Origin of the sequence: Sorangium sp. So ce204 (assembly GCF_051526795.1) — a bacterium.
Classification (GTDB): domain Bacteria; phylum Myxococcota_A; class Polyangia; order Polyangiales; family Polyangiaceae; genus Sorangium; species Sorangium cellulosum_B.
The window spans coordinates 2,067,278-2,089,478 of the sequence record NZ_CP150317.1; the positions used below are offsets into that span (position 1 = coordinate 2,067,278).

A 22,201-nucleotide genomic window follows, 5' to 3' on the forward strand; every position below is an offset into this window, starting at 1 on the left:
CCGACCCGGGTTGGCCCTGCGCGGCAAAGCCGTGCCGCGCCGCCGACCTGGGTCGGGTCGTGGTCCCGCCGCTACTGGCGCATCCACGCCACGAGAAACTTGGTCGTGTTCGCCCCCGGGTTGAACGCGTCGCCCTCGCGGATGCTCGCCGAGAACTCGATGGTCTTGGGCCCGGTCTGGGACGCGCTGAACCCGACGGCGCCGTTGTGGCCGTCGATCTGCACGGTGATCGTGCCGGCGACGATGTTCGTCGCGCTCGTGATCTTCTTGAAGCAGCCCCGCGTACCAGGCCAGCCGCTGTTGCAGGTCACCGACGTGAGGCCGATCTGGAGCGCCTGCTCCGCCTCTTCCACGGTCTCCTCGCTCAGGTACTCGTCGCTCAGGGCCTCGTCGCCCTCCTGCGCGATGCAGCCCGCGAGCGCCATGGAGGCGAGGACCGCGATCATCCCGCTGAGCTTCGCGAGAAACCTCATGCCTCGGCCCTTCCCGCCCGACCGAGCTCGTCGGTCATCCCTGGGTCGGGCCGCGGTGCAGTCGTCCTGGCCTTCGAGGAGTGTGCCTTGTGCGCTCTTGATGTCGTGTGTCATGCTCTGCCTCCATTCATGCTTTCGGTCTCCGTCGCTCCGGCGGGGTGGTCGCGCTGCGGAGCTCGTACGAGGACCGTGACCGGGTACGGAGGTGGTACCCCACGGTCGGAGACGCGATAAGGGCAAACGTTCTTGCCCCACCTGGCAAACGTTCTTGCCCCTCGAAGGTCAATGCATGGCCTATCCGCCACGCGCGGCGCGCGCCGTCGAATGGGCCCGGAGCACGCCGCGCGAGGAGGTGGAGGCCCGGCCGCAGCGCTTCGGCCCGCGCGTCGCCTCCGCGGGCCGGGTCACCAGGTGAGGGACCCGTGGACCTTGGTCATGACCTCGTTGGCCCGGATGTCACCGAGCATCCAGTCGAACTCCTCCCAGGAGATCTTGCCCGTCGCCGGGTCGACGGTGAAATGGTCGTACTTCGGCAGCCCGTGGTTCGTGAGCAGGATCGCGAACATCTCGCGGCTCGGCTCGGGATCGACCACCATGAGCGTCCCTGCGGCGCCTGTCTTGCTGTAGGCGACGGTCGACACCGACTCTCCGCCGGGCCACATGCCTGCGTCCCACATCTCCCAGCCGTACCCCTTGCGCGAGTAGAGCAGGTTCTCGGAGTACGTCCAAGCCGACCTGTTGAGATGGAGCGAGCCCGTCTGGGTCGTGGTCATATCGAACACGGCCTGGCCGGGGAGCAGGGTGCTTACGCAGATGTTGAGAGGCCATCGGTCGCAGTTGTAGACGTGCTTGCCCCGGTTCAACATCATCTGGGCGAACTTCGCCAGATCGCTCGCGGTCGAGAACAGGCCGTCGCACCCGGTGAGGTGCTCTGCCGGGTCCGGGCCATCCCCTTCGAGGAAGTAGTCGGTCTCGTCCTGCACCTCGCCCCGGAGATAACGCTCGCGCGCCGCGGACCACGCCGTGCCGACGAAGCGGTCCTCCTTCTCCGGCATGTTGAGCCACGGCTGATAGCTGGTGTCCGTCATGTCCAGCGGGGTGAAGATGTACGTCTGCATCAGGTTCTGGAGCGAGTCGCCGCCGACCGTCTCCAGCACGTGACCCAGGATCCGAAAGCCGAGATCGCTGTAGACGACCTTCGTCCCCCGCGGGTAGGCCAGCGGCGCCTCCAGCATCGAGTGCCAGGGGTCGGCGTCGTCGAAGAGGCCGTTCGGGTTGCTGTCGTCGAAGTAGTCGACCTCCTCCCCCGATACGTAGCTCATCAGATCCCTGATCGTGACAGAGCTCTTGTTGTTGACCGAGGAGACGGCGAACTCCGAGAAGTACGTCGCGACCGTGTTGTTGATGTTGAACCCCGGGAAATCCCCGGACTCTTGCATCCTCATCGCGAGAAAGACGGTGAACGGCTTGGTCATGGACTGGAGATCGAAGATCCCATCGGGCGGCATCGGCACCGAGGGCATGCTCGGATCGTCCTCGTTCAGGCCGTCTCTCGTCCCCACGGCGGTGTGGAGCACGACCCGGCCCCGGCGGGCGACCAGGAGGACCGCGCCATTGATATCCCCGTCGTCGACCGCATTCTCCAGCTCGTTGACCGCCTGGTTGAGGAGGGCGCTGGACAGACCCACCGATTCCGGTGTGCCCGTGCGGACGGGGTAGATGATCGACGCCTGCTGAGGGTACGTGTCCTGGGCGTGCGCCGACGGCGCCATGCCGACGAAGGCGGCGGCCGCGGCTCCACAGAAGATCAAGCTACTGGCTCTCATGTTCGCGATTCCTTCCTTGAATGGTGTTGCGGCCTCCGCGCAGCGCGGGGCGGGGCGAAGGGCCGTCGGGATCATCGGCTGCGGTCTCGGAGCGCCTCTTCGCCCGCGCCCCGTCAGGGGCTTATCCACCCTTCGTGCCAGCGGGCCGCACGGCGCTCCGGCGAGCAGCGCACGCCGCGCGGCGCGCGCGGCGTGGTGGTCGCGGCGACGGCCGGGCGCCCCTCAGGAGCGGCCCTGGCGCCGCCTGGAGCCCGCGGAAATGCGTCCCATATCAGCCACTTGCGCGCTCATGACGCCCCCCGGCAGCGCCGCGCCCGGCGTCGCCTCCGCCTGTCGCCGCGCCGGTCGCGAGGAGGAGGGGAGAGGCTCGGCGCGCTGCTGCGCCGCACGAGGGCACGCTCGCGGAGGTGTGACATCGTGACATTGTCACAGCGTGACATCGTGACATCTGGCGGGAGACCGCTCCAGCGCTGCCCCGCTTCGCCCACGGCAGGGAATTTCACAGGGAGGCAGGGAGGCGGGGAGCGAGAGACGGCAAGAGGGAGAAATTCATTTTCTTCTTCCTCCCCGCCTCCCCGCCTCCCTGTGAAAATTCTCCGGGTTTCAACGTGATCGGTGCTTTAGCTCGCGCCCATCGCCGCGGCGATGCCCGACTGCAAGGTGCTGTACGTGGTGATGCCCCGCAGATCGACGCCGAGCTGCACAAGGACCTGAGCCATCGACGGCTGAATCCCGGTGACCAGGACGCGGGCCCCGAGGAGCCGCACCGCCCGAGCCGCCCGCACCACGGCGTCCGCGGCCTGCGCGTCGATCGTCTCCACGCCGGTGACGTCCAGGATCACCACCGAGGCGCTCTCCTTCGTGACCCCGTGGAGCAGCCCCTCCATGATCTGCTCGGAGCGCCGGGCGTCGAGCGGCCCGATCAGCGGCATCGCCAGCACCCCTTTCGCGAGAGGAAGGACCGGCGTGCCGAGGACCCGGATCGTCTCCTGCTGCGCCGCGATCAGCTCGGCGCTCTGCTGCAGCTCCTCGGCCCTGGCCTCCGCCGCCCGCCGCGCCTGCACCTGGTCGGTGATCTCGACGCCGTAGTGGCACACGCCGACGATCTCCCCCGCGCCGCCGCGGACGGGCGCGTACACGATGTTGAACCACCGCAGCTCGTCGCAGCCGTTCTCCGCGTCGTGCAGCTTCACGGGCACCTCGCTGCCGAGGAACGGGTTGCCGGTTCGATAAACACCGTTCACGAGATCCCAGAACCCGCGCGCCGCCTCCTCACCGAGCACCTCGCGGAGCACATCGCGGAGCGACCTGCCCAGGAGCTGGCGGCCGGGGATGGAGGCGACGTAGGCCGGGTTCACGAGCGAGTATACGAGGTCTTCGCCCCGCCACATGCAGATCGGCGTGCGCGCGTGCATGAGCATGTCCTGTAGGCTCTCATGCGTCGCGCGCAGCTCCGCCAGCGCCGCCTGCGACTCCGCCAGCGCCCTCTCCAGCGCGGCTATCCGCCGCTCCGCGCCGTCGGGTGGGGTGACGTCCAGAGGCGCCGTCTCTTCAACCCTGTCTTCCCCCGTGACGCCGATGCGATCTCTCATCCCGCGGTCCGTCGGTGCTCGCTTCTCGCTCGTGGAGCGTGAGCCAAGGTGAACGCCGGCCACGCCAGCGATGGTGCTGTGTTGTAGCGATGGTATGCGAGCGCTCGCCAGGTGTAAATTCTGGCATCGCGCAGCGGCCCGTGTGGGAGATTCTGCTCCTCATCGGGGCCGGAAGCGCGACCGGTGCCGTCTCCTGCTCTCGGGCAAGGCGCTGTCGGTTTTCCGCTCGACGGCGAACTTCTGAGCTTGCTAGTCTGCTTCAGTTGGCCCGCGAACGCCCACAGCGCTCGCGAGCACGAGAGCCCTCGGGGACTGGACAGCGCGCGTGACGCCCGGGAAGCGGCGCCGACGCGCGGACGCCCATCTCCGCAGCATTCTACCGAGAGGAGCTTGCAATGAGAGCCACCACCCGCCTTTCGACCGTCCTCGCGAGCTGCATGGCCGCGCTGCTCTGGACAGGCCACGCGGCCGCAAAAGACCGAGCGCCGGGCGCCGCCGACAACGCGGCGCGCAAGGTCGTGTGCCACGACGACACAGAGAGTGTATTCGTGCTCACAAGGGTCGGAGAGGATCAGGTTCTGAGCTACCAGCGGGTGCTGATCGACGCTCCGATCGGCGAGGTCTGGCCGGTGCTCCGCGACGTGGAGTGGTTCGTCGAGGCCGTCCTCCCCGACGTGGCGCCGACGTTCATGTGGCTGGACGGCGGGGGCCCGGAGACGATCCCGTCGCGCTTCCAGTTCTCCGCGGCGGGCAACACGCTCGTCGAGGAGATCATCTACCGCTCCGAGGCGCAGCACCAGATCCTCGTGCGCCTCATCGAGCCGGTGCTCGGCATGCAGGAGTATTACGCGTTCGGGGACCTGACCCGGGCCTGCGGCAACAAGACCGTGCTGGAGTACACCCGCTATCTCGATCTGGAGCCCGGCACCGATATCGAGTTCTTCAGAGCGCTGTTCACGCAGGAGTTCATCGACATACCGGCGTACTTCGCCGAGTAGCGCCGCCGGGCACGGCGGTCCGGATCGAACGATCGTCAGGACGCCAGGCGAATCGAGGGTCGTCTCTTTCCGTCCTCGCGGCGGACTCCCTCCTCGTCACGCCGCCCGCGGCGGGCGGCGCCGGCTGGTCACGGGACGACCTCGACCGCCATCCCCTCGCTCAGCTCCGCGTTCGCGAGCTTCACGACCCGCTCGCTCCCGTCGAGCCCGGTCGACACCTGGATCGTCGCGCCCGTGTCGCGCTCGACGACGATCGGCGCGAAGCGGATCCTGCTCCCGGGGTCGATGACGGCCACGCGCAGCCCCTTGGCGTCGTTGTAGAGCGCCGTCGCCGGGATCTCGAGCACGCGGTGCGGCGTGGGCAAGGTCAGCGCGACCTCCGCGTACATGCCGGCGAGGAGGCGGCCGTCGGGGTTCGGCACCCGCACCTCCGTGTTCATCGTCCGGGTCGCCGCGTCGAGCGCGCCGGCCGTGCGCGCGATCGTGCCCTGGAACGGCTGCCCCGCGAACTCGCGCACCGTGACCTTCGCCGGCGCGTCGACCCGCACGCTGGGCGCCACGTCCTGCGGGACGCCCACGAAGACGCGCACGGGGTCGGTCGCCGCGATGGTGAAGAGCGGCGTCCCGTTGCCCGCCGTGACCAGCGCCCCGCGCTCGGTCGTGCGCGAGGTGACCGTCCCCGCGAACGGCGCGGCGACCTTCGCGAACTTCTTCTGATCCAGGATGCGCTGGACGTTCGCCTGCTGCGCGGTGATCGCCGCGCGCGCGACGGTGACGCTCGCCTCGGCGACGTGCGCCTGCCCCTGCCGCTGCTCGAGCTCCTCCTGCGGCGCCACGCCCGCGGGGACGAGCTGCTCGTAGCGCTTCACGCTCGACCTCGACAGGTCGCGGTTGGCCTCGGCCTGCACGAGGCCGGCGCTCGCCTGCACGAGCTGCGCGCGGGCCTGCGCGAGCTCCTGATCGAGCTCGGGCGTGTCGATCTCGGCGAGGATCTGCCCCTCCTCGACCTTGTCGCCGATGTCCGCGGTCCACGTCCGCACGTAGCCGCTCACGCGCGGGTAGACGACCGTCTCCGCGAGGGGCTGGATGCTCCCGGGCAGGACGAGCGCCCGGTCGCTCGACACCGGCTGCGGCGCGACGACCCCCACGCGCGGGGCCGCGCCCTCGGCGGCCCGGGCGCCCTGCTCGAGCGCGGCGCGGGCGCTGCGGCGGGGCAGGTAGGCCGCGGCGAACGCCGCCCCGAGCACGACGACGAGGCCCACGCCGAGGGCGAGGCCGCGGGTCCTCGTCAGCACGGCGGGCGGCGGCAGATCGAACCCGAGGTCGTCGGCAGGGTGGCCCGGAGACGGGGGAGGGGACGTGGTAGGGGAGGCAGGGGCGCGGCGGGCGGGGGAGCTCATAGGTCCTCTGCGAGCAGGTCTCTGGCCGGGGCCTTGTTCCGGAGGAGGCTGTACATCACGGGCACGAAGAAGAGCGTGCTCAGCGTCGCGACGAGCAGACCGCCGATGACCGCGCGCCCCAGCGGGGCGTTCTGCTCGCCGCCCTCGCCCAGGCCGAGCGACATGGGCAGCATGCCGAAGATCATCGCGAGCGCCGTCATGAGCACCGGCCTGAGGCGCGTCATGCCCGCGGCGAGGGCCGCGGTGCCCGCGTCGCGGCCCAGCTTGCGCTGGTCGTTCGCGAACGTCACGACGAGGATGCTGTTCGCCGTGGCGACGCCGACGCACATGATCGAGCCCATGAGCGCGGGCACGCTCAGCGTCGTGTGCGTCACGAACAGCACCCACGCGATGCCCGCCACCGCGCCCGGGAGCGCCATCAGGATGATGAGCGGGTCGAGCCACGACTGGAAGTTCACGACCATCAGCAGGTAGACGAGCACGACAGCGAAGAGGAGCCCGTAGCCGAGCCCCGTGAACGAGGTGTCCATGCTCTCGGCCTGCCCCTTGATGGTCACCCTCGTCCCGCGCGGCAGCTCGGGCCTGAGCTCGTCGACGACGCGCGCGACGGCGCCCGCGACCGAGCCGAGGTCGGTGCCGTCGACGTTCGCCTGGACGTCGAACGTCCTCGCGACGTTGTAATGGGTGATGTTCGCCGGCCCGGTCGCGCGCGACATCGACGCGACGTTGGACAGGAGCTGGGGGCGGCCGTCGCCTGTCGACAGCGGCGTGGCGTTCACGTCGTCGATGGACGCCATCGCGTACTGGGGCGTCTGTACGGCGACGAGGTACTGCACGCCGCGCTTGTCCAGCCAGTAGGTCGGCGACGTCTGCCCGCTCGACGAGAGCGAGACGAGCACGTCGCTCGCCACGTCGCGCTGGCTGAGCCCCAGCTGGTCGGCCATGGTGCGGTCGACGTCGATGCGGAGCTGCGGCCTCGCCGGCACCTGCGCGAGGTGGACGTCGACGGCGCCGGGGATCTTCTCCATGCGCTCGGCGATCTTCAGCGCGACGGCGTAGGTCTCGTCCTCCTTGCCGATCGGGCCGACCACCTGGACGTTGATGGGCGCCGCGAGGCCGAAGTTCAGCACCTGCGTCGAGATGTCGGGGGCGAGGAAGAAGAACGTCGTGTCGGGGTACGCCGCGTTGAGCTTCGCGCGGAGCGTCCTGACGTGCTCGGCGGTGGGCCGGTGGTGCTCCGCGAGCGCGATGAAGATCTGCCCGTCGGCCGAGGAGATCTGCGCGCCCTCGCTGAGCGACAGGTTGATGCCGCTCGCCGGGATGCCGATGCTGTCGAGCATCGTGCGGATCTCGCCCGGCGGGAGCGCCCCGCGGATGGTCTCCTCGATCCGGGCGAAGCGCCGCTCGCTCTCCTCGAGGCGGGTGCCCGGCGGGCCGCGCACGTGGAGCTTGATGAGCCCCGCGTCGACGGTCGGGAAGAAGTCGCGGCCGAGGAGCGGGATCAGCGCGACCGAGGCGGCGACGAGCGCAAGGAACGCCCCGACGAACAGGGCGCGGTGCGCGAGCGCCCAGGCGAGCCACCCGCCGTACGCCGCCCGCAGCCGGTCGAAGGCGCGGTTGAACGCGGCGAAGACGCGCCCGAAGAGGCCCTGTGGAGCGGCGTGGCCGTGCGCGTGCTCCGCCGCCTCGCGCTCGAGCAGGAGGCGCACGAGCGTCGGGACGAGCGTCCGCGACAGGAAGTACGACGTGAGCATGGCGAAGACGACCGCCATGGCCATCGGCACGAAGAGCGACCGCGCGGCGCCGGTGATGAACGCGACCGGCACGAAGACGATGCAGATGCAGAGCGTGGAGACGAGCGCCGGGACGGCGATCTCCTGCGCCCCGTCGACGATGGCGCGCAGGAACGGCTTCCGCTGCCCGAGGTTCCTGTGGATGTTCTCGATGGCCACGGTCGCGTCGTCGACGAGGATGCCGACCGCGAGCGCCATCCCGCCGAGCGTCATCACGTTGAGCGTGTGGCCGAGGGCGTTCAGCGCGATGATCGAGACGAGGATCGAGAGCGGGATGCTGATGACGACGATGAGCGTGCTGCGCCAGCTCCCGAGGAACAGCACGATCATGAGCGCCGTGAGCCCCGCGGCGATCAGCGCCTCGTGCACGACCCCGGAGACCGCGGCGCGGACGAACACCGACTGATCGAAGAGCAGCGAGACCTTGAGCTCCTTCGGGAGCTTCTCCAGCGTGGCCGGCAGCATCGCGTGGATGCGCGAGGCGACGTCGAGCGTGCTCGCGCTCCCGTTCTTGAGGATGCTCAGGAGCACGCTGCGCTTGCCCTCCACGTGCACCATGTTCGTCTGCGGCGTGTTCCCGTCGCGCACGCTCGCGACGTCGCGAAGGTAAACGGTCTTCCCGTTGACGGTCTTGAGCGGCAGGTTGCCGAGCTCCTCGAACGCCTCGGGGCTGCTGTTCATGATGACGGGGTACTCGTTCTCCCCCATCTTGGCCGTGCCGGAGGGCAGGATGACGTTCTGCAGCCCGAGCGCCGCGTTCACGTCGCGCGGCGACAGCCCCCAGGCGAAGAGGCGCTGCGGGTCGATGTCGACCATGATCTGGCGCTGCTTGCCGCCGTAGGGCCACGGGATCTGCGTGCCGCGGATGGTGGCGATGTCGGCGCGGATGAAGTTGACCGCGTAGTCGAAGAGCTGCTGCTCGCTCAGCGACTCGCTCTCCAGGGCGGCCTGCAGGATCGGCACGCTGGCGGCGCTGTAGCGGATGATGAGCGGCGGGCTGATGCCGGGCGGCATCATGCGGATCGCCGTCTGCGAGACCGCCGCGACCTGCGCCGTCGCGGCCTCGATGCTGGCGCCGGGCTGGAGGTAGATCTTGATGATCGAGATGCCCGTGAGCGACTGGCTCTCGATGTGGTCGATGTCGTTGACGGTGGTTGTGAGGAAGCGCTCGTAGTTGTTGACGATGCGCTTCTCCATCTCCTCGGGGGGGAGGCCGCCGTAGTTGAAAATTACCGACAGGACCGGGATGTCGATGTCCGGGAAGATGTCCGTCGGCATCCGGACGACGGTGAACACGCCCAGGATGACGATCAGCATCGACATCACGATGAACGTGTACGTGCGTTGAAGCGCGATCCGGACGAGCCACATGGGCCAATTCCCGTCCCCCTCCGGAGCGCCCCGGCCGGGGGTGGCGCCTGAGGGCAGGCTCCGCATTTAGGGTGCCCTTGACGTTCGTCCAATCTATTCTTTCGTATCACACGATACCTTCAAGGTATGGATCTACGTCACCTCCGGTACTTCACGGCCGTCGCCGAGGAGCGGCACTTCGGCCGCGCGGCGCAGCGGCTCGGCATCGCCCAGCCGCCGCTGAGCCGGCAGATCCAGGATCTCGAGTCCGAGCTCGGGTTCTCGCTCTTCGATCGCTCGCGGCGGCGCGTCGAGCTGACGCCCGCGGGCGCGGTGCTCCTCGCCCATGTCCGGCGGGTCTTCGACGCGCTCGAACTCGCGGTGCACGAGGCCCGGCGCGCGAGCGTGGGCGAGACAGGGCGCCTCGTGGTCGGGTACCTGTCGTCGCTCGCCTACAGCGGCATCACCGAGCTGGTCCGCACCTTTCGCGGGGAGCTCCCCGCGGTGGAGCTCGCGCTCCGCGAGATGCCGCCGCAGGAGCAGATCGAGGCGCTGAAGGACGGGCGCATCGACGTCGGCTTCGTGAGGGCGCCGCTCGACGACGCCCGGCTCGCGTCCGAGTGCGTCCGGCGCGAGCCGCTCCTCGTCGCCCTGCCGGCCGATCACCCGCTCGCCGGGCGGAAGCGCATCCCGCTCGAGCTCCTGTCGCGCGAGCCGTTCGTCGTGTTCCCGCGCCAGCGCGGGTCGGCCTTCTTCGACCTGGTGATGGGGCTCTGCCGCGCCGCGGGCTTCTCCCCGCGCATCGCGCAGGAGGCGCTGCACCTCGACATCCTGAGCCTGGTGGCGGCGGGCTTCGGCGTCTCTATCCTGCCGGAATCCATCAAGAATGTCGGTCGCAAGGGGCTCGCGCTGCGCCCGATCGTCGGGGCGCCGTCGACCGATCTGCTCGTCGCGTGGCGCGCCGACGACGCGTCCCCCACGCTCCGGCAGTTCCTGTCGTTCGTGCGGCGGGTCGGCGTCAGCAAGGGCAAGCCGCGCGCGGCGCGCGGCGCGCCGGGGGAGCCCGGGGAAGGCAAGCGCGGCCGCCGTGCCCGCGGGGCCGCCGCGGCGAGGCCGGACGCAGCGGAGTAGCGGAGCCGAGGCGCGGCGCGCGCCGGGGGCTCAGGCCCGGGGGCCCGGCGGCGGGTCGAGCGGCTGCCGCCTGCGGCGCAGCGCCGAGAGCGCGCTGCCGAGGGTCTGGTGGAGCGTCATCCCCCGGAGGTCGATGCCGAGGCGGATGAACCCCTGCGCGACCTGCGGCCGCATCCCCACGACGATGACCTCGGCGCCGAGCAGGAGGGCGGCGCGGGTCGTCTTCATCAGCGACCCCGCGACCTGCATGTCGGCGGAGGGCACGCCGGTGATATCCATCAGCAGCACCTCGGCTTCCTTCTGGCTGAGCTCCGCGAGCACCACCTCGAGCACGTGGCGCGCGCGCTCCGGATCGATGGCGCCGACGAGCGGCACGAGCAGCACGCCCTGGTCGAGCGGGATGACCGGGCACCCGAGCCGGCGCACGTCGTCCGCGAGGGCGCGCTCGCGCTCGTAGGCGGCGCGCGCCTGCTGCTCCTGCTCGATCAGCGAATCGATCAGCGACGCGCGCTCGAGCGCCGCGGTGAGCATCGCCACCCACATCTCCATGTCCCGGTGATCCAGCCCGAGCGGGCTGCTCACCGGGGCGCAGACGGCGAGGACGCCGCGATCCTCACCCTCGCTGCGGAGCGGGATGAGCCGGAGGACGTGGTCGCTCCGCCGGGCGGCGGCAGGCAGCCAGTCGCCGCGCGGGAACGCCTCGGCCGCGACGCGCGCGCCCGCTTCCGGCGTGGCGGCCGCCGCTCCGGGGGAGCAGCTCTCGACGACCCGCAGCTGGGGAGCCGTGTCCCCGGGCGCTTCCCACACGGCGAGGCAGCCCCAGCTCATCTGCACCGCGGAGAGCCAGCTCAGCTTGCTCCCGCCGCCGCCCGCGTCCGCCAGGAGCGTCTCCCGGATGACGAGGTTGATGTCGAGCAGGTTGTTCAGGTAGTCGGCGCGGGCCGCCTCGATCGCGACCCGGCCCTCCATCACGGCGCGCCGGGCCGCCCGGATGTACGCCGCGACGCGCCGCTCGGCGGCGGCGTCCGCCGCGCCGCGGAGCATCGTCCGGCCGGCCCGCTCCAGCCGGTCGACCATCTCGAGGAGCTGGTCGATGTCGGGCATCTGCTCCGCGGCCTCTCGCCAGGCCCTCTCCAGCGCCGCGGCAGCGGGGCCGGGCCTGCCCCAGACGGCCGCCTCGAGCCCGAGGACCACCTCCGTCGCCCCGGGCCAGACCTCTTCCGCCGGCGAGCTCGGATCGAGGGCCGTCGAGGCGCTCGCGAGCGCGGCGAGCTCCCGCGCGAGCGCGCCGGCCGGCGCGGCGGCGCTGCGGGCCGACGCGGGCGCGCGGGAGCTCGCCGCGGCGCTGCGGGACGACGGGGGCGCGTCGCGCTGCGCCGGGGCGGGTGAGCAGCCGCAGGAGCGGCGCAGGACCAGGGTCGTCGGCGCGATGTGCGCCGCGCAGGGGAGCTCCCGCCCGGCGAGGAGGTCGATGAGCAGCTCGGCGGCCATCCCGCCGAGCCGGTCGAACCGCTGGCGGACCGTCGTCAGCGGCGGCGAGGCGTACCGGGCCGCCTCGATGTCGTCGAACCCGACGAGCGCGATGTCCTCGGGGACGCGGATGCCTGCCTCGGCGAACGCGTCGAGGACCCCGAGCGCCTCCTTGTCGGCCGACATGAACATCGCGGTGCAGGTGACGCCCTCTTCCAGCAGGCGCCGCACGGCGAGCCGGCCGCTCGCCCGCTCGTTGTTCGGAAGATCGAAGACGAGGTCGGGGTCGAACGAGATGCCGCGCTCCTCGAGCGCGTCCCGGTAGGCCTGGAAGCGCTGCCGGATGTCCTCGTGCGCCATGTGGCCCGCGAAGACGATCCGCTCGTGGCCGTGGTCGAGCAGGTGGCGTACGGCCGAGAGGGCGCCACCGTGGTTGTCGGGCAGGACGCAGGGACAGCGCGCGTCATCGTTCGCGCGCGCGCTGAGGGTCACGACGGGCCGGCCGTCGTCGAGGAAGGGATCGAGTTCCGCCGCGTCGATGAGCGCGATCCACCCGTCGACCTGGTCTCGCGCGAGCCGCAGCCTGTGGACGTCTCGCGGGGACGCCCTAATGGCGATCACCCGATATCCGGCGCGCGCGGCGGCCGACTGGATACCGCCGAGAAGCTCGCAAACATAGCTGCCCCAGATGTCGGGGCACATGATGCCGATGGCTCTATCGAGCGACATGGTGGCAGCATCCTCGGTGGTCCTCAGCGCCCGCCTTCCGTCGTGACGCGATCACAAACGCAACCTGGTAGCACGCGACACCCGTGTGGCCATGGCGCTCTGCGGCGCGCTCGCGGCGCGAGCCGGCGCTCGTCGTCTCGAGCTCCAGCGTTCCCGCGTCCCCACGTCCGGCTCCCGGTCGCCTGCTGATGGCCGTGCTGTGCGGCAAGCGGCGCGAGTATCGGATGGATGGCGATGCTTGTCAGCCCCGATTGTCGCGCGCCGAAAGGGCGCCGCGGCGGGCGGCCTCATGGGGCCCGCGCCACGCCGGCCCATGTCATGGTCTCCCCTGCCCGGACTCCGAACCGCACGTGTCGTCCTCGGACGAGCACACCTTGCCTGTGCGCAGGTCCACGAAGTACCACGCGAGCGTCATCAGCATCGGGGAGGTGTTGCACGGCGGGGCGAGGTGCATCCGGACGTGCGCGCTCGCCCTGTCGACGCCCTCGGGCCGGAAGGCGATGCAGGAGGCGCCGGCGGGCCCTCGTTGCTTCAGCGCCCAGGCCCTGGCCAGGAGGACGGCCCTTTGCCCCTTCCGCTCCAGGTCCTGAAGAAATCGCTCGATGGGCACGTAGGCCTTGCCGTCGTGCCACATCGCCGCGCCGCGCCGCATATCGACGCGGAATCGCTCCGTGGCGCAGATGCGGCTTGCCGGGGAGCACGTCTCCCCGGCCCGGGCGACGAGATCGAAGGCGTGGCCGTGGGATGCCTCGAGCGTGAGCGAATCGACCCCGGACCACTTCCATTCGAGCAGCTGGCCGAGCGCGGTGATCGCCGGGTGATGGTCCCGGTACCAGCTCGCCTTGAACGCCGCGTAGCCGCGGAGCTCGCCGTTGTCGTCCCACGAGGGCTCGCGCGTGCGCCTGTCGACGCGGAAGCGCGCGAGCCGCTTGCGGCCGTCGGGCGAGAGCACGGACACGTGGAGGTGCGTGGCCGTCTCGCCCTCGACGCGCAGCGCGGTCGTGCCTCCCCAGGCGATGGCGTCGTCGATGAAGCGCTCCTCCAGCGCCGAGACGGCTGCTCTCAGGGACTCCTCGCGCGTGGCGAAGAACTCGCGCATCGGCCGGGGCGCCGCCTCGTCCCACCAGCGCACGGTGCCAGCGCGCCTGTCGACGGCGAACGTGGCGAACGGCGCGAGGCGCGCGCTGAACGGAGCGCACTGGACGGGGCCGCGCTCGCGCCGGTGCAGCGCGACGATCGCCAGCCCGGCTGCGTCCTGCTCCGGCGCCAGCTCCCAGCACTCCGCCGGCAGCTTCTCCACGCTCACCCGCGGGGTCAGCCACATGGCCTGATCGTCGGCCGCGCTCGTTCTCGGGGCGGCGAAGAACGGGGCGAGCGCCTCCCTCACGAGGTCCGTGGCGTCGTCCGCTGGGGGGGCGAGTGAGGGGGCTGTTGGGAGGGCTGCGGCGGGGGCTGCGGGCGCGCCGTGCGTCGCGGGCCGGGCTGCCGGCCGAGGTACCAGAGGTCCTCTCGCCTCGGGCGCGGGGGCCGCGCACGCCGTGAGCGCGAGCGACAGGCAGGCTGCGCAAGAGAGGGCCAGTCCGCGCAGGCGCCGCCGCGCCGGTCGCGCGATCGCCGCCGCGAGCATCCTGCTCTCGACCGAGCCGCCGCCCGGACCTCTCATGGCTTCACCCGCGAGAACACGCGCTCGACGCAGCGGTCCGCGCCCTGCTTCGCCAGGAGGACGTGGGTGGTCGCGGTGGACCGGGCGAGGCCCGGGCGCGTCAGCCACAGCTCCACGTCCTCGCACTTCGTGGGATCCTCCCCGTCGGGGCCCCCGCACGCGTCGAGCTGCGGTGTCGACGCGAGCCCTGGCAGCGCTGCGCGCAGCTCCCGGTGCCAGCGCTCGCCCGCGGACGGCGACGCCGCCGGGCAGAGCCAGCGCTCGGCCTCTGCCCACTCGAGCCCGAGCCAGGCGTACACGAACGACTCCGCGTCAGGCGCGAGGGGCCGCGCTCGACGCACGCTGTCGCCTTCCACCGTGTAGCGCGCGGCGAGGGCGTCCCAGCGCGGGTACCACGGGAGGAAGGTCGGGTCGCCTGTCCAGCGCAGCGTGAAGCCCCCGGCGGACACCGCGAGGGTGTAGCCGGCCGGCATGTGGAATCGGAGGCTGTTCGCGAAGGCCGCGCGCGGGTGCAGCGGGTCTGATCCCTCCAGCAGCACCCTCGTGGTCAGCGTCCTCCAGAGCGAGACACAGGACGACTCGGCGCTCGAGACGGCCAGCGCCCAGCGCCCCTTCGGTCGGCCCGGCAGGAAGCCGTACGACAGCCGGTTTCCCTCCGACGTCCGCTCCGACGGATCGCTCTCGTGAGCGAGCGCGAGGCGAAAGCCCGCCCGGCCCCGCTCGAAGACGTAGAGAGACGAGTCCTCGCCGCACGGGACCGCGAGCGTCAGGAGCGCGACCCGGAGCTCGGGGTGCGCCGCGGGCCGCTCGACGCGGAGGTCGAGGAGGCTGCCCCACCGCCGTTCCTCGCCGGCGGGGCGGACGCCGAGCCGCCCGAGCTCCGCCATCGCGCGGGCGCGTGCGGCGGCCGGCGCGCCCTCGACCGCGTCGAGCGCGCGCCCGACGACGCCTCGGAGCTCGGCCTTCAAGGCGCGGAGCAGCGCGGGAGCTCCCGCCGGGGGCGCGCTCAGCCCGATGCCTTCCGCGCTGGTGTCGAGCGCGGCGAGCGCCTGCATCGTGGCCACGACATCGGGTGGCAGCGGCGCTTCACCCGGGGCTGGAAGCGGCGCTTCACCCGGGGCTGGAAGCGGCGCTTCACCCGGGGCTGGCCCTGGCGGCGGCGCAGGCGTCCTCTGGTGCTCCACGGGCGGCGGGCGCGGTGGTGCTGCGTCTTCCTGCCGGGGCGGCGCGGGCGACCGGCGCGCTCCGGTCATGGGTAGAGTTCCCGGTGGAGCCCCTCCCGTGCAGGCGAGTTGCCAGAGCAGCGCGGCGGTCAGAGCGCCGCCTCCGGCGCGCAAGCGAGGAGCTCGGGATGGGCTCGGGGACATCGGCGCAGCCTAACGCCGATCCCGGGTCTCCGATTCCTTCGGCTGCGCCCTGGTCGCGGCTCAGGTCCCGTGCGGCGAGCGTTGCTCGGAATCGCTCGAAAAGAGAAACGCCTGCTGCTCGAGGGCCACCCGCCCCTTTCGCTTCGGCCGGCGCGGCGGCGCCCCGGACTCCGTCGGCTCGCCCTCGGTCTGCTCGGCGCAGCGCGGGCAGACGGCGGGCGGCGCGGGCGGCTCCGGCGCCGCGATCTCGAGCCGCGGCGGCGAGGGAGGCTCCGGCTCCGCCTCGGGCTGCGGCGGTTCGACCGGATCCGCCCGCTCGATCTCGGCGCGACCGCGCGCGTGCTCGGCGGTGACCAGGGCGCGGAGGGCGCGGGCGGCGGCGCGGTGCTCGGCGGCTGCCCGGCGCAGGCGCGCGACGAGCTCCAGCGCTGCCCGCGGCGGCGCGTGGAAGCGGGCGCGCTCGCGGTGCGCGCAGCCGTCATGACCGCGGCCGCTGCTGCCGCAGTCGATGCAGATGAGATCGAGCGGCTCCCGGACGGCGGAGCTCGGCTCGTCCGCCCCGGTGTCGTCGGGCGGGATCGCGTCGATGGGTTCCTCGGCGGGCGGCAGCTCTTCGACGACGACGGCGGCGGCGGCGGCCTTGCGGGGGCGCATGCCGATCGGCTAGCAGATCATTGAACGGATGTACAGTTGTGCCTGGCGCTCCTGGCGCGGCGGACCGTCCGGGCGCGGCGGACGCCCGGGCATCGCGGACCAAGGAAACGCCTGTGTCTGCGTGTCCATTGTGATTGAATCCCTGGTTCATGGCTCAGGATGCGGTCACGCGGCTCGGCAGGGAGGCGCTCTCGCAGTACACCCGCGATGAGCTGATCGACCTGGCTGACCGCGAGCTGGCCCGCACGGCGGAGCCGCTCCTGCTCTTGGCGGAGGCGTCGTGCAGTGAAGCCGCGCTCGACGACCGGATCGCGTCGCTCTACGAGCGCGCGCTGCGGTCTCCGTCTTCGCTGGTCAGGTTCCATGCGGCCTGGTGCGTCTACGACACCAGGGTTTGCTGGGCCCGGTTCATCCCCGTCCTGCAGGCCGCCCGCGAGGTCGAGGACGACGAGCCGAACCGGGAGAACATCGATACAGTGATCGACCTTCTGCAGACCGAGCTCCGGGAGGAGGAAGAGGAGCAGATCCGGTGGGCGCACCCGGGGCTCGCTCGCGTCGAGTACGACGTGACCAGGCGGCGGGCGCTGTCCAGCGAGGAGCTCACGTCGTTCAAGCAGGCCGTCGACTTCCTGCGCATGCCGTACGATATCTACCATTGGTACTCCGAGCGGAGCCTGAACATGTCGCTGGAGCGCGCGCTCGCGTCGCTTCGCCAGCTCGAGCGCTGGTGGGACGAGATCGCGCCTTCGTTCCAGTCCGAGTCCGCCTATCAACACGCGGATCCGTTCATGGACGAGGACAGCATCCACCCGCTGGGGGCCTACATCGTCAGCAGCCAGTTCCTGTGGCATTATCACGGATCGGACCAGGCGGAGCGCCATCTCCTCCGCTCCTTCCACCTGGCGGAGACGCTCATGACGAGGGGGCGGGGCGGAGCGGCGCAGGTCATGCCGCGCGCGCCTTTGAAGGAGCGGTATCTGGAGAACGTGTCGCGGGCCTATCACGACCCGCGCCTCTACACGGTCAATCATTTCTACCTGGGAGAGCTCCACGAGCGCCGGGGCGCTCATGAGCAGGCCGCAGAGCATTACGCGCGCTTCGCCGAGCTCGAGCCCGATTTCTCCCCGAGGAACTCGTACTCCTCCCACCCGGATTACTACGACGTGAAGCGGTTCTATCCGGGGACGGTCGAGGCGTATGGCAGGCTCGGGGACCTGTACCGCGATCGGCTGGGCAATCCGGATCGGGCGCGGTTCTACTACGAGAAGGCCCTGCGGCTGAGCCCGTCGCACCACACGCCGTACCGGGAGTACGCGCGCCTCCTGCAAGAGGCCGATCCTCGCGGGGCGCTCGAGCTCCTGCGGCAGGAGATCGAGGTGCTGGCCTCCTATCCGGATCCCGAGCCGAGCCCGAGCTCGCGCTGTCTTCCGTTCGAGCCTCGGGAGGTGGTCGAGCGGTTCCATGCATGGCGCTCTCACCCGATGGCGCCGCGCCACGAGGTGGACGTCATCGCGCGGTCGGTCCTCCGGTTTCTGAAGGGCCTTTCTGTCGAGCCGTACCGGTCTGGGTACCCCGAGTGGAATGAGCTCGCACAAGAGGTCGAGAGCGCCTTGTCTCCGAGCGCGTGATCCCGGCGCCGTCGTGGCGCTGCGTCCGGCGGGGGGCCGACGTGGTAGCCTGCCGGCATGATCCTCCCGATCGCGCCGCTCGCGCAGAGGAGCGCGCTGCCCCGGCCAGCCCGCGGCGTCCGGCTCGCGCGCGGGGCCTTCCTCGCCGGGGCGGCCGCGGGCTCCCTCGCGCTCGGCTGCCAGGGCATCCTCGGCATTCACGACGTCTCGCGCGACGGGGCCGGCGGTGACGGCGGCGCCGGCGCCGGTGGGGCCGCCGCGTCGGGCGGCGGCGGCGGCGACCTGTCCGCGCACGGCAACGGCGGCGGGGCGCCGCAGGCGGGCTTCTCGATCGCGCTCGACCCGGCGGCGGCGCGCGTGGTGCGCGGCGGCTCGACGTCGCTCACCGTCGCCGTCACCCGCTCGGACGACTTCGTGGGTGACGTCGCGCTCTCGCTGTCGGGCCTGCCGAGCGGCGTCACGGCGAGCCCGGTCGTGGTCTCGGATGGCGAGGCCACCGGCGTGCTCACGCTGACCGCGGAGCCGCTCGCGGTGGTCGGCGGCGCCGCGCCCTCGCTCGTGGCCAGCACGCCCGGGCTGGAGGATCGGGAGCTGCCGGTCTCGCTGCTCGTCGCCGATCTGCCGGGGACGCTCGACGCATCGTTCGACGGCGAGGGCATCGCCACCAGCGGCACGCCCCACGAGGCGCGTGCCATCGTCGTCCAGGAGGACGGCAAGATCCTCGTCGCCGGCGTCGACGGAGCGACCTGGGGTCTCGCTCGCTTCCTGCCGAGCGGCGCGCTCGATCCGGAGTTCGGCACAGCGGGCCTCGTCGTCGGCCAGGAGGGAACGGTCAAGTCGCTGGCCCTCCAGCCGGACGGGCGCATTCTGGCCGTGGGGACGCGGGACGATCAGCTCGCGGTGGTCCGGTTCAACGCGAGCGGCGGGATCGATCAGGCCTTTGGCGCGAGCGGGGTCGCGAGGCTCGATCCTGCCTTGATCAGCGGCTCGGAGGGCTTCGACGCCGCCGTCCAGAGCGACGGCTGGATCATCGCCGCCGGCGTCGGGAAGCCGGGCAACCGCGGCATCGTCGTGCGATTCTCTTCCATGGGTGATGTCGATCGCGACTTCGGCGGCTCGGGCATCGTCTCGTTCGAGAACCGCCCGCTGCACTCGGTCGCGCTCGGAGAGGGCGGGCAGATCGTCGCCGGAGGAACCGAGCGGGACGCGGGCCCGACCTTCCTTGCGGTGCGGCTCGATCGCGACGGGGCGCTCGATCCCGGCTTCGGAACGGGCGGCATCGCCTATCTCTCGCAGACGCCCTACAACGATAACGACCTCGCCCTCGGGAGCGACGGGAAGCCGGTCCTCGTGGGATATGCGCTCGACGGCGTGAACCACCATGCCTTTGCGCGCTTCAACGCGGACGGCTCGGCGGATACGACGTTCGGCGGGACTGGCATGGTGAACGCGAGCGGCGAGGAGAAGCCCTATGTGCGGGGCTACGGTGTCGCCCTCCAGGCCGACGGCAAGATCCTCGGCGCGGTCGCGGGCGGCACCGTGAGCTCGGGCATCACGGCCTCGATCCTGCGGTTCCTGCCGGACGGCTCCAGGGACGCCGGGTTCGGCGCCTCGGGCGCCGTCGTGCTCGACGACCATCCGGACCAGAACTATCTCTACGCCGTCACCGTCCAGCGTGACGGCCGCATCGTGGCCGCGGGGAAGCGGTCGAACCTGGGGCTCATGGTGGTGCGCATCTGGGATTAGGCGCTGTTCGTGCCCGCCTGCACCGTGACCTCGACAGTTCGACGACCCAGCGACCAGGGTGTACCGGCGCCAGCCGGGGGAGGGGCTGCCGGCGCGCGCAGGCGGAGCCACCAGGACCTCCTGGCTCCACGGGCATGCCCTTGCCGGCCGGGCTTGCCCTGGCCGGGTTGATGGGCGATAGGGAGGCGAGATGACGACGAGGAAGGCAGCGGCGGGCGGGGCCAGGCACCGGGCCGCGCGGAAGCTGGGGCCGAGCAAGGGCGCCCATGGCGTCTACTTCTTGTCGCTCACGCTGGAGAACGTGCGCTGCTTCGGGCCGGCGCAGACGCTCGACCTGTCGAACGGCGAGGGGAAGCCGCGGCAATGGACCGTGATCCTGGGGAACAACGGGGTCGGGAAGACGACGCTGCTGAAGGCGCTCGTCGCCAGCCGGCCGGTGTTGGCTGACGAAGCGCCGGAGTACGTTGTCTGTCACATCATTTCGCCATCGAAGTTTCTCATCAACAAGGAAGAACTGCTACGTTCCTCGGCACGAAGTGCAAACCTTGAGAACCGTATTTCGTTCGGCGGCCTGATCTCTGCACCTGAATCCAAGTTTCGCGCGGAGACACTGCGTGCCAAGGTCGAACATTCCCGAGGCCGTGGCAATATCGCCAAGCGGGTCGAGCTGGCCGATCTCTTCTGTGTTGCCTACGGAGCCTCCCGTCGCATGGGCGCGAGCGCCTTGACGGATCCCCGTGACGACGATCCGATCGCCACCCTCTTCCACGATCACGTGCCCCTGCGCAACGCCGAGGAGTGGCTCCTCCAGGCCGACTACGCCGCGAACAAGCCCTCGCCGCACCAGGCGCGGGCTCGCGCCCGCCGGGACGCGGTCCGATCGATGCTCATCGAGCTGCTGCCCGAGGTCGAGGACATCCAGATCCTCGCCGATCTGGACGATAACCCTGCACGCCCCCGCCCCGGTATCCTGCTCGAGACGCCCTACGGCTGGGTGCCCCTCCAGGGCCTGAGCCTCGGCTACAAGACCCTGCTCGCGTGGATGGTCGACTTCGCCAGCCGCCTCTACGAGCGTTACCCCGACAGCGAGAACCCCCTCGCGGAACCGGCCGTGGTCCTCGTCGACGAGATCGACCTGCACCTGCATCCGGCCTGGCAGCGGAAGCTGCTCAGCTATCTCTCGGAGCGCTTCCCCAACGTCCAGTTCATCGTCACCGCGCACAGCCCGCTCGTGGTCCAGGCGGCGGAGAACGCCAACATCGTCGTCCTGCGTCGTGAGGGCGACCACGTGGTCATCGACAACAGCGGCGCGGCGGTCCGAAACTGGCGGGTCGATCAGATCCTGACGAGCGACCTGTTCGGGCTGCCGAGCGCGCGGCCGCCCGTGCTCGACGCGCTCCTCGCCGAACGCCGGGAGATCCTGACCAAGCCCCGCCTCTCGACGGCGGATCGGCGCGCGCTCGAGCGCGTCGAGCGAGAGATCGGCGAGCTGCCGACCGGCGAGACGCCCGAGCAGATGGAGGCCATGGACATCATCCAGCAGGCGGCGCGCTCGCTGAAGAAGGCCGGTGGCGGCGCGTCCAGATGATCCGGGTCAAGAAGCCGGAGCAGGCGCCCAGGAAGCTGCGAGACAAGGCGCCCGCGGCGCGCGCGGCCGTCTGCGCTTCGTACCGCGGCGCGCGCGCGTCGATCCAGCGCGGCGCGGCGACGCTCGACTTCGAGGTCGCGGTCTATGCCCACCCCGCCGTGAAGAAGGCGCTGGAGGCGGCTCACCACGGCAAGTGCTGCTACTGCGAGTCGAAGGTGAAGCACGTCGCTCACGGGGACGTGGAGCATTATCGGCCCAAGGCCGCGGTGCAGCAGGCGCGGACGGCGCCCGTCGAGCGCCCGGGGTACTACTGGCTGGCGTACGCGTGGGACAATCTCCTCTTCTCGTGCGTGCTCTGCAACGAGAAGCACAAGAGGAACCTGTTCCCGTTGCGTGATCCCCGGAAGCGCGCCCGCTCGGCGCGCGCCAGGCTGGCCGCGGAGGCGCCGCTCCTCGTTCATCCCGCGCAGGAGGATCCCGAGCGGAGCATCGGCTTTCGCGACGAGTACGCCTATGCCATCGAGGGGAACCCGCGCGCCAAAGCCACGATCGACGAGGTGCTGCAGCTCAACGAGCGACCATCTCTCCTGGAGCGCAGGCGCGATCACCTCGCGAGGATCCGCCTCATGCAGGTGATCGCGGGCCAGCCAGAGGTCGACCCTGCCGTGCGGGCGCAGGCCCGCGCGTGGCTCGATCGAAGCGTCGCGGACGACGCCGAGTACGCGGCCATGAGTCGAGCCGCGCTCCGCTCGCCCTCACCCGGCCGCGGCGCCACCCGCCTCGCGCGCTGACC

General features: G+C 71.2%; 15 protein-coding genes and 1 pseudogene. 7 read left to right on the forward strand and 9 right to left on the reverse strand.

The features are described from left to right. Positions 1–71 precede the first annotated feature (71 nt). From WMF22_RS07770 to WMF22_RS07780, 3 genes are all read right to left on the reverse strand, one after another. A complete protein-coding gene (locus tag WMF22_RS07770; protein WP_437298474.1) occupies positions 72–473 on the reverse strand; it encodes a hypothetical protein in 402 nt (133 codons plus the stop codon). Between the two features lie 404 nt (positions 474–877). After that, positions 878–2,299 carry a serine hydrolase domain-containing protein gene (locus WMF22_RS07775; RefSeq protein ID WP_437298476.1) on the reverse strand — a complete coding sequence of 474 codons (1,422 nt, stop codon included), beginning with the start codon at positions 2,297–2,299 and terminating at the stop codon, positions 878–880. Between the two features lie 620 nt (positions 2,300–2,919). Then, positions 2,920–3,891 carry an STAS domain-containing protein gene (locus tag WMF22_RS07780; protein ID WP_438035358.1) on the reverse strand — a complete coding sequence of 324 codons (972 nt, stop codon included), beginning with the start codon at positions 3,889–3,891 and terminating at the stop codon, positions 2,920–2,922. Positions 3,892–4,286: 395 nt separating this feature from the next. Here WMF22_RS07780 and WMF22_RS07785 point away from each other — a divergent pair, with 395 nt between their 5' ends. Beyond that, on the forward strand, positions 4,287–4,889 hold the full coding sequence (locus WMF22_RS07785) for a hypothetical protein (protein WP_437298478.1): 603 nt from the start codon (positions 4,287–4,289) through the stop codon (positions 4,887–4,889). A 128-nt stretch (positions 4,890–5,017) separates the two neighbouring features. On the opposite strand, the gene WMF22_RS07790 is transcribed toward WMF22_RS07785, so the two are convergent. Further along, a complete protein-coding gene (locus tag WMF22_RS07790; RefSeq protein ID WP_438035359.1) occupies positions 5,018–6,289 on the reverse strand; it encodes an efflux RND transporter periplasmic adaptor subunit in 1,272 nt (423 codons plus the stop codon). Then, on the reverse strand, positions 6,286–9,453 hold the full coding sequence (locus tag WMF22_RS07795) for an efflux RND transporter permease subunit (RefSeq protein ID WP_437298480.1): 3,168 nt from the start codon (positions 9,451–9,453) through the stop codon (positions 6,286–6,288). The genes WMF22_RS07790 and WMF22_RS07795 overlap by 4 nt, the downstream gene beginning before the upstream one ends. 126 nt (positions 9,454–9,579) lie before the next feature. Between WMF22_RS07795 and WMF22_RS07800 the strand changes: the two genes are divergently transcribed. After that, positions 9,580–10,563: a LysR substrate-binding domain-containing protein gene (locus WMF22_RS07800; protein ID WP_438035360.1), complete on the forward strand. Its 984-nt coding sequence runs from the start codon at positions 9,580–9,582 to the stop codon at positions 10,561–10,563. 30 nt (positions 10,564–10,593) lie between these two features. On the opposite strand, the gene WMF22_RS07805 is transcribed toward WMF22_RS07800, so the two are convergent. From WMF22_RS07805 to WMF22_RS07820, 4 genes are all read right to left on the reverse strand, one after another. Further along, positions 10,594–12,762, reverse strand: coding sequence for a substrate-binding domain-containing protein (locus WMF22_RS07805; RefSeq protein ID WP_437298482.1), 2,169 nt, complete (start codon positions 12,760–12,762; stop codon positions 10,594–10,596). Between the two features lie 316 nt (positions 12,763–13,078). After that, complete coding sequence (locus WMF22_RS07810) at positions 13,079–14,086, reverse strand: hypothetical protein (RefSeq protein ID WP_438035361.1); 1,008 nt, start codon at positions 14,084–14,086, stop codon at positions 13,079–13,081. Positions 14,087–14,421: 335 nt separating this feature from the next. Further along, positions 14,422–15,489, reverse strand: coding sequence for a hypothetical protein (locus WMF22_RS07815; protein WP_438035362.1), 1,068 nt, complete (start codon positions 15,487–15,489; stop codon positions 14,422–14,424). Positions 15,490–15,852: 363 nt separating this feature from the next. Next, a complete protein-coding gene (locus WMF22_RS07820) occupies positions 15,853–16,446 on the reverse strand; it encodes a hypothetical protein (protein ID WP_438035363.1) in 594 nt (197 codons plus the stop codon). A gap of 149 nt (positions 16,447–16,595) precedes the next feature. On the opposite strand from WMF22_RS07820, the gene WMF22_RS07825 reads away from it, so the two are divergent. From WMF22_RS07825 to WMF22_RS07845, 5 genes and pseudogenes are all read left to right on the forward strand, one after another. Beyond that, complete coding sequence (locus tag WMF22_RS07825) at positions 16,596–18,074, forward strand: hypothetical protein (protein WP_437298486.1); 1,479 nt, start codon at positions 16,596–16,598, stop codon at positions 18,072–18,074. Positions 18,075–18,131: 57 nt separating this feature from the next. Next, positions 18,132–19,820, forward strand: coding sequence for a hypothetical protein (locus tag WMF22_RS07830; protein WP_437298487.1), 1,689 nt, complete (start codon positions 18,132–18,134; stop codon positions 19,818–19,820). Positions 19,821–20,010: 190 nt separating this feature from the next. Beyond that, positions 20,011–20,310, forward strand: a pseudogene (locus WMF22_RS07835) (AAA family ATPase); the annotation flags it as partial. An 84-nt stretch (positions 20,311–20,394) separates the two neighbouring features. Then, positions 20,395–21,408, forward strand: coding sequence for an AAA family ATPase (locus WMF22_RS07840; protein WP_437301541.1), 1,014 nt, complete (start codon positions 20,395–20,397; stop codon positions 21,406–21,408). Continuing rightward, positions 21,405–22,199 (forward strand): hypothetical protein, encoded by a 795-nt coding sequence (locus tag WMF22_RS07845; RefSeq protein ID WP_437298488.1) that lies wholly within the window; start codon positions 21,405–21,407, stop codon positions 22,197–22,199. The genes WMF22_RS07840 and WMF22_RS07845 overlap by 4 nt, the downstream gene beginning before the upstream one ends. The last annotated feature ends 2 nt before the right edge of the window (positions 22,200–22,201 follow it).

Coding starts and splice junctions, on each gene's coding strand:
- WMF22_RS07770 (WP_437298474.1), bottom strand. CDS start 473: ATGAGGTTTCTCGCGAAGCTCAGCGGGATGATCGCGGTCCTCGCCTCC.
- WMF22_RS07775 (WP_437298476.1), bottom strand. CDS start 2,299: ATGAGAGCCAGTAGCTTGATCTTCTGTGGAGCCGCGGCCGCCGCCTTC.
- WMF22_RS07780 (WP_438035358.1), bottom strand. CDS start 3,891: ATGAGAGATCGCATCGGCGTCACGGGGGAAGACAGGGTTGAAGAGACG.
- WMF22_RS07785 (WP_437298478.1), top strand. CDS start 4,287: ATGAGAGCCACCACCCGCCTTTCGACCGTCCTCGCGAGCTGCATGGCC.
- WMF22_RS07790 (WP_438035359.1), bottom strand. CDS start 6,289: ATGAGCTCCCCCGCCCGCCGCGCCCCTGCCTCCCCTACCACGTCCCCT.
- WMF22_RS07795 (WP_437298480.1), bottom strand. CDS start 9,453: ATGTGGCTCGTCCGGATCGCGCTTCAACGCACGTACACGTTCATCGTG.
- WMF22_RS07800 (WP_438035360.1), top strand. CDS start 9,580: ATGGATCTACGTCACCTCCGGTACTTCACGGCCGTCGCCGAGGAGCGG.
- WMF22_RS07805 (WP_437298482.1), bottom strand. CDS start 12,762: ATGTCGCTCGATAGAGCCATCGGCATCATGTGCCCCGACATCTGGGGC.
- WMF22_RS07810 (WP_438035361.1), bottom strand. CDS start 14,086: ATGTGGCTGACCCCGCGGGTGAGCGTGGAGAAGCTGCCGGCGGAGTGC.
- WMF22_RS07820 (WP_438035363.1), bottom strand. CDS start 16,446: ATGCGCCCCCGCAAGGCCGCCGCCGCCGCCGTCGTCGTCGAAGAGCTG.
- WMF22_RS07825 (WP_437298486.1), top strand. CDS start 16,596: ATGGCTCAGGATGCGGTCACGCGGCTCGGCAGGGAGGCGCTCTCGCAG.
- WMF22_RS07830 (WP_437298487.1), top strand. CDS start 18,132: ATGATCCTCCCGATCGCGCCGCTCGCGCAGAGGAGCGCGCTGCCCCGG.
- WMF22_RS07845 (WP_437298488.1), top strand. CDS start 21,405: ATGATCCGGGTCAAGAAGCCGGAGCAGGCGCCCAGGAAGCTGCGAGAC.